The sequence below is a fragment of the Chryseobacterium sp. NFX27 genome, assembly GCF_049887855.1.
In the GTDB taxonomy this organism is placed as follows: Bacteria; Bacteroidota; Bacteroidia; order Flavobacteriales; family Weeksellaceae; genus Chryseobacterium.
Map to the genome: position 1 here is coordinate 62,319 of NZ_JAGEKK010000023.1, position 7,256 is coordinate 69,574.

General features: G+C 38.6%; 4 protein-coding genes. 1 reads left to right on the forward strand and 3 read right to left on the reverse strand.

Going from position 1 to position 7,256, the window contains the following annotated elements; all coding sequences use genetic code 11:
* Positions 1 to 151: 151 nt before the first annotated feature.
* Positions 152 to 1,669 (reverse strand): TROVE domain-containing protein, encoded by a 1,518-nt coding sequence (locus J4Q03_RS19410; RefSeq protein ID WP_426049766.1) that lies wholly within the window; start codon positions 1,667 to 1,669, stop codon positions 152 to 154.
* 376 nt (positions 1,670 to 2,045) lie between these two features.
* Between J4Q03_RS19410 and J4Q03_RS19415 the strand changes: the two genes are divergently transcribed.
* Positions 2,046 to 2,492, forward strand: coding sequence for a VOC family protein (locus J4Q03_RS19415; protein ID WP_426049767.1), 447 nt, complete (start codon positions 2,046 to 2,048; stop codon positions 2,490 to 2,492).
* 43 nt (positions 2,493 to 2,535) lie between these two features.
* Here the strand turns inward: J4Q03_RS19415 and J4Q03_RS19420 are convergent, their stop codons facing one another.
* Both J4Q03_RS19420 and J4Q03_RS19425 read right to left on the reverse strand, forming a co-directional pair.
* Positions 2,536 to 3,879, reverse strand: a complete 1,344-nt coding sequence (locus J4Q03_RS19420; protein ID WP_426049768.1) for an SWIM zinc finger family protein — start codon at positions 3,877 to 3,879, stop codon at positions 2,536 to 2,538.
* Between the two features lie 3 nt (positions 3,880 to 3,882).
* Entirely contained in the window at positions 3,883 to 6,579 is a 2,697-nt protein-coding gene (locus J4Q03_RS19425) for a DUF6493 family protein (RefSeq protein ID WP_426049769.1), read from the reverse strand.
* Positions 6,580 to 7,256 lie beyond the last annotated feature (677 nt).

Below are 7,256 nucleotides of genomic sequence, written 5' to 3' on the forward strand. Positions count from 1 at the left end.
CGAAGTCGAAGAAGTTCTTTCCTTACGGCACCGGATTAATAACAATGCAAAGTTATTGTGGAAGTACGCATTCTTTTTACGCACTTAATTTTATTTCTTTATATCTATTTAATATTTAAATATCAGTGATGGCTGATGAAAGCAGTGCTTTTTACAGCACCACTTTTTTAATTACCTGAATAGCAGACTTTCTGTCTTCCAAAGCATTCAGTACATCGAATACCTTGTCGGACCAACCTGCAATAAGGTATACATCATTCTTTCTGATATCCAACGGCTGTTTTCCATAACCTGCCAGATCAAAAATATATAGTTTTGCATCCGGAGCAATACTTTTGTACCGGTTCCAGGAGTCTTCAAAAGAATGCAGGATTCCGTTGCTGTTCCACAGCTGAGTGTCGGTAAACAGCATTACTTTATCTGTTTTTTCTCTTCTTTTGATCAGATCTTCAATCACCAGATAACCGTTGGTAGAGTAACCTACTTCGCCTTCACGCTTATAAAACTCATTCACGTTTCTCAGAATACCGTTTTTAGGCATCGGAACTCTTTTCCATCTGTCTCCGAACATACCGGTGATTACATTCTTACACTGCGACTGTAAAATCATAGACATCAGTAATCCGATATCGTAAAGCAATACTTTACTTCTTGGCGAAACCGGCTGCTGCATAGAGCCCGAAACATCTGCTGCAATGACCACAGAAGTGTCAAAACCAAAACCTTTAATGTTTTTTGCACTCACCATGACTGCATCTTCCAATGCTTCCAAAATGGATGACAGGTAAGGTGAATCAAGAGTTTTTAATTCCCTGTAGGCTGCCAAAAACCTGAACGGAAGCTGTTTTGAATTCATGACCGCTTTTTCATTGGATAAATAGATACAGACTTTATTTATGGCTTTAGAAGAAATGCCAGCTTCTATAATATTTCTCAGGTTTCTCAGGGTCGCCATATAGCCCAGCTTATTGCTGAAGATCAATTCTTCCCACTTATTTTTAAAAGCCTGTTTTTTTTCGGTTTCGCCGGCAAATTTCGTCTGGCCTAAAACAGAAAGCTCTACTTCCCATGTGTAGGGAGTTTCCAGGCTATCACCCACAATTTTGTTAAAAACCGCCTGCTGATTTTCATCTTTTGCTTTTGGATGAACAAGAAACAAGGCATCTTTCAGGGTTACTTCTGCTTTTCTGTTGTATTTTGCGAACTGGTATTCATCAAATTTATTGAAAGACTTCGCAAGACCTTTCTGGATCTGCTTGGAAAGCCTGTTCAGCTTTTTGGTCTCTGTTCTTTCATTAGCAGTCTGATAATACGCCAAAAGCTCAGTGATTTCATCCGCTCTCTGTATTACACCATCTACTGTTTTGCTCACTAAGTCTGTACCTGAAGCATGCTTTGCCAGTTCTGCGGTCAATACCAGTGGAATAGAGCGCAGATACATGTCTTTTCTTGCATAAACAGCCAGCTTAGCTACAAATTCAGGATCATTTTTTTTGATCAGAGACTGAATTCTTATTAATCTGTCATTTCCTTTTTCATAAGATGTACTCGATAATCCTGTTGTCACAACAGCACTATATAGTTCTTCGGCAGGGGTCATGGCAAACGCCTTTGCACCTTCGTAGTTCACTACGGTATTTTTCTCTTTTCTTAAAAAATTAAATTTCATGAGTTACTGTTTTTTTGTTAGACTTAGAAAATCTTATTCCTCTCTGATTTCTGATGCAAAGTAAAAACAGTATTGCGCAGTGTTTTTGCGCAGTAAATATTTATGTGATTTTTTATTTTTTAATTGGAAGAAAAATTTTTCCACAGATCTTCTGCTGTATGATTGGGAAATTTGTGATTGAATTTAGGTTTAGGCTGAAGCCAATGATTGTGATTGTATTTTGTAAGCGGGCTAAAGCCCGCTCCTATTGAATTTTAACAAGAACTTCTCACTTTTAAATTAAATTTTTCTATCACTCAATTCAAATAAAGGAATCACAGAACTTACGTTGTTGAAGACGCATTGTCTAGTTTTGCGAGTAATAAAAAAGTAAATCATGATCAAAGGATTATATGAAACTCATATTCAGGTAAGCAGCTTAGAAAATTCTGTCAAGTTTTATACTGAAGTTTTAGGATTGAAACTGGCGCATAAGGATGAAACACGACCCATTGCATTTTTGTGGATCGGTGAAGGTAAGGAATTCATGCTGGGACTGTGGGAGCAGAAAGAAAACCTTCAGCCAAGACATTTTGCCTTTTCCAGCAGTAAGGAAGATATTTTAAATTATTCTGCAGACTTTCTGAAGAATAAAGATCTGAAGCCTTATAATTTTCTAAGAGATGGCAGAGATGAACCTATGGTCTTTGCATGGATGCCTGCACTTGCGATCTATTTTAATGATCCGGACGGTAATCAGCTTGAGTTTATCTCGATCCTTGAAGGTGAAGGCAGACCGGAATTGGGTATTCTTTCTTATGAGGAATGGATGGAAATTCATTAATAAAAAAGGACAGACTTATTTTTCACAAGCTGTCCTTTTTTGGTTAGTTGCACACTAATTTCTTCACAGCAAGAACATGTTTGCATGGTCCTCTTTCGCCCTGGTATTTACTGAACCATTCGCAGGTGCACCGTTCTTTATCATCATCTATGATCACAGTATGATGTACACCGGTACCTTCTACTCTTGCTTCGGTTCTGGCCTCATTCTTATTTAGAATCTCTACCTTTCCTTCTGTAATGAGCTTTTCTGCATTTTTCATCCGTGGATTCAGACCGGCAATTCTATTGAGTTTAAATGGCAGCCTTCGATAGAAAAACCCGTTATCATCCAGATCATAACCCAAAAGCCCCATAGCAGCCAGTCTTCCTGTAAGATTATCTGTTTTTTTCAGGCTTATATTTTCATCTAAAGCAAATGCTGAAGGATTAAAAGACTGATTGGCATAAGCATATTTATCCAGGGCATCAATCCATTCATCAGAAATATCATCAATGAGGCTGTCCAGCACTGCTCCTTCCCCGGAAAAACCCCGCCAGGTTTCTCTTGACAATGAAAAACTGAACCTGATATTTCCCATATAAAGCTGCCATGTGGTAGACTGCATGTCTGCATGCGGAAACACCTGCATCTGGTCGATATAAGGAAGAAGAGGTTCCAGCAGGCGCAACCTGTGCAGTCCGCCGACACAAACAGCATCGGTTGATTTTACCGGTGAAAACATAGGCTTATTTCCCCTGATAATCAGGTAGTAATCTGATTTTATAGATCCTTTAGGAATTCCTCTGAAGAGCTGCTGGGTCTGGATCTTATTAAAACAGTGAAGCTTTTCCGATTCGGACAGATAGATCTGAACGGTGCTCAACCCTTTAATCCATTTTACAGGCAACGGGACCTTTCGTTCGATTACTTTTGTTTCTTCTTTGTAAAGCCCAACTTCTTTTTCCCCTACGGAAAGCATTATTTTTTCATTGAGACGAATACTTCCCAGCGCAGTAATCATTGGCTGGTTAAAATCTACATTGGTGGTTCCGTTTTCCAGGAATTCACCATGCAGGCCATCCGGCAGTACATCAACCCTGGCGTAAACACCGGCACAGTGTGAAAATCCTTCAAAGCGCAGCCTGCTGTTTCCGGCAGTGACGATAGGATCTTTAAGCAAAGCCAACTGAAACGGCGACAGATTAAAGCTTGATTTCACAATATTGGAAAGCGTAATCAGGCATCTTGCCAGTATAAACGGCTGGCTGACATCTCCCCAGAAAAAGCAGGGAGCATCTGTAGTCTTCTGAATTTCGCTGTATTTGGACAGAAATAATTCTTCGGATACATCTTTTTTCACCAGAGACGATGGCCTCTGGTAATTGTAAATTAGCATCTCTTCCATAATCTATTTTTTTAGAAGAAGATTGCAGATTTTTTTCAGGCTGGAATTGTCTTTCCAGCTATTCAGTTTTTCTTTTAGGTTTTTATCAGGCTCCGATTGATTCAAAGCTAAAACCTCGTAGTAAATATCCAATATTTTTTTAAGATTGGTAACTGGTGTTTCCATCTGAAGCAAAACATGGGTAAGAAGCTCTTCCAGCGCCAGATTGTGATCTTTACTGACGTTGAGCATCTGGTGCTGTACAAGATCTGTAAATCTCTTTACAGGAGCCCATTCCAGCTTTTCATGAAGGCCGATTACCTGTCCTAAACGGGTATTATCCATTACTTTATGGGAAACATGTTCCAGCCAGATTTCAGCAGCGGTTCCGCGGATCACTTTGTCTCCGTCCAGGAAAATAGTTCCCAGAAACAGGTATCCCATTGCATCCAATGGCTTTTTCATCTGATGCAGTGCCTGTGCTGTACTCAGAACAAGGCTTCTTTCGTAAACCTCTGCAATTCCTGAATAAAACAGACAGTTTTTAACGATCCTGGCAAAAACATTTCCGGGCGTATTCGGAAAGCTCCATATGAATGAAGGTATTTCAGAGATATCTTTCTGTTCCGCGATAAAATATTCCATGAAAAGCTGATGTTCTCTTTTTTTCAGATGATATTTCGGAACACTGATATTAAGCTCAACCGGATAATAAGAATTCTTTTTGCTGTCGATGGTTTTCCATTTATAATTACCCGTAAAGAATTCTTTGGGAATATCACCGTATCCGAAGTCTTCGAATTGTTCAAAAAACTTTTCCGGGGAGCGCGTAATTCCTGCGGTCATCCACCATGACGGATGTTCGAATTTCCCTTCTGGAACAGGTTTCTTATTAAAGAAGAAAAGCAGAAGGTCTTTATATTCTCCTTTTAATTTCTTTTCCACCTGCTGCAATGCACCTGAGGTTTTTTCCAGTGAACAGCGCTGTAATGCCAGCTGTACATCCAGATCATTGGGTATTATATTTTTATTCTGATAAATCTCAAATCTTTCCACTAATGCTTCCGGACTTATCCAGCATGGCTCATGGGTTATTGTAGACAGCAGCGGAGTTTGATCTCCTGATGTTATTTTATTAAAAACATGTACTGCTATATGTTTGAACGGCTCCATGGCCAATCCTCCGGCATGGATATCTTTGATCGGCCTCAGCTTTTTATGGTAGGAGGAATGGGTTTCTTTTGCAGCTTCGTCTTCGCGGGTTCTTTTATATACTTTTTCCAGGCTTTTAAGCTGGAGCGGAAATTTTTCCAATAGTGTAAGCCCATAATTAATGATCAGATTACACAGCAAAACATTAAAATGGTGTACTTCCCATCTCCCAATAGTTTTACAGGCTTTCTGAAATACGGGTTCAAATAGCTTTACGGAATCTGCATCAGCTTCATCAGCAAAACGTACAAGTCCTGCCAACGCAAGATCGTAATAGTAAGTTCCGGGGTTTTCTATAGCCTGCGGAAGAAGAAACATGAGATCTTCAAAGCTTTCCGGTTCCTTCACTTGGCATTCTTCATTGATAAGTTCCAGCGTTTCTGTCTCAACGACATCAAGCTCCAATTGTCTGTTCGCTATGTACTGAACCAGCCCAGGCCTTACATTAGCCAATATATTATCAGCATAATGGGATAAAGCTTCCTTTATTTCTTCTGAAACAGGGATATATTTAAGAATGATCTTTGCCGCTTTGGTCTGTATGCTTTCGTCTTTGTTTACAAATGCCGCACTTAAAGCCGTTGCCAGGTTTTCTGTACCAGCTTTCTTTTTCTGAAAGATTTTTTCAGTCACTGCAAGACCTGCTGCAACAACTGTTTTGACTTCTGAACTTAACAGATTGGGAAGAAAATATGAAAATTCACCGGTTCTGAATGCCGGATCATGAACTATTTTTTTTAAATGAGCGAGTATGGTATTGACCGCCTTTGACTGTACGGAGGCTAAGCCTGCCATGAGTTCATCCTGAAGCATGATGAGTTCATCGTCAGAAGGTTTCAGGATATTGAATGCATCCATGAACCATCCTGTTACATTTTTATTAAAATTCCTGTTTGCAGCCAGAAGGCATTCTCTGAGGAATCTTTTTCTCTCAATTTTATTGTCGGCAATCAGTTTTTGAACCACCGGAAGCCATTCTCTTTTAAAAGGCAGTGATTTTGAAGGAAATTCGCACAGATACCAAAAATGGGTTTCCAGTGTTTCCGGGTATTTCTCAAGATCAGATGGATGAAGGCTTAGGTGATACCCAAGAAGTTCGGGCCTGGGCTGTACATACCCTTTTTCTGACCATCTTAAGATATCGTGGTAATTAAATGCTGTAAATTCTGCATCTATAGAATCATTAATAAAATTCGAAAACCAGGGCGGACATCCCCACTCCAGTATGTTTTCGGTCTGCTCTTTGTCTCTGAAAAGGCTCCAGTAATTTTTTCCGTAATGCTTCTGATCCATGCAGACAAAAGATGCTATATCAATAATAGAGTGCTGATCTGCAGAACCGGCAGTATGATAGGAGTTTTTTGTCATTACAATCTTGCTGATCTCCCGGTCCAGCTTTTTTATGGTCGGGACCAGCACTTTCCTTTCTTCTGCTGTAAGCTGTTTCAGAAATGGAATAATCTCATGTATTCTTTCCTCATTAAGGATCTCATAAAGTCTTTCTTTCATTTGTTTTTAATTTGATAATAATTTTTTTCAGGTTATTTTGTTTTGCCATTTGTTTTGCTGTCCGGCTACAGCATGATCATATAATTCATCAATAAGTTTTTTGGTACTGTTTAGTTGTTCGGTACAAGCTTTTCATATTCATCCCGGGTACTGTTGCAAGCCATAGCGGGAAGCACAGAAATGTTGTTATGCCCCAGTCTTTATTTAAGAATTTCTTTAGAATGACTGAGGTTTCTTTTTTTTCTTTTGGGGTCAGCTTTATAAGAAAAGGAACAATTTCCCTGATTTTATAGTTTACATAAACCGTCTTCAATTCATCTTCAATAAGCATAATTCCAATCTTAGGGACTAAAATAACAAAAATTGTCCGACAGACATAAAATTATCCTTTTAAACTAATTTGTTTTAACAAAAAATTATGCTTTTAACAGCAGTTTAAGGGGTATTTCTGAATAAAAGTTAAAAATTTACCTGTTATTTTATAAGACTTTTTATTCTTACCGTTTTATTATTTGTGATGCAAAATAAACAGTATTCTGAAATCTTTGATAACAAAAAAGAGGCTGTCTCAAAAGGGGCAGTCTTTTTTTGTGTCTCAAAGTTTGCGATCTACAATTTTTCAGGTTTAGATTTCCGTTATTTGTTTTTTCAGGAATTTTTTTGATATTTTAGTAAAA

What these genes read in the sequence shown, in the direction of transcription:
- J4Q03_RS19410 (WP_426049766.1), bottom strand. Translation starts at nt 1,669, where the DNA reads ATGAAATTTAATTTTTTAAGAAAAGAGAAAAATACCGTAGTGAACTAC.
- J4Q03_RS19415 (WP_426049767.1), top strand. Translation starts at nt 2,046, where the DNA reads ATGATCAAAGGATTATATGAAACTCATATTCAGGTAAGCAGCTTAGAA.
- J4Q03_RS19420 (WP_426049768.1), bottom strand. Translation starts at nt 3,879, where the DNA reads ATGGAAGAGATGCTAATTTACAATTACCAGAGGCCATCGTCTCTGGTG.
- J4Q03_RS19425 (WP_426049769.1), bottom strand. Translation starts at nt 6,579, where the DNA reads ATGAAAGAAAGACTTTATGAGATCCTTAATGAGGAAAGAATACATGAG.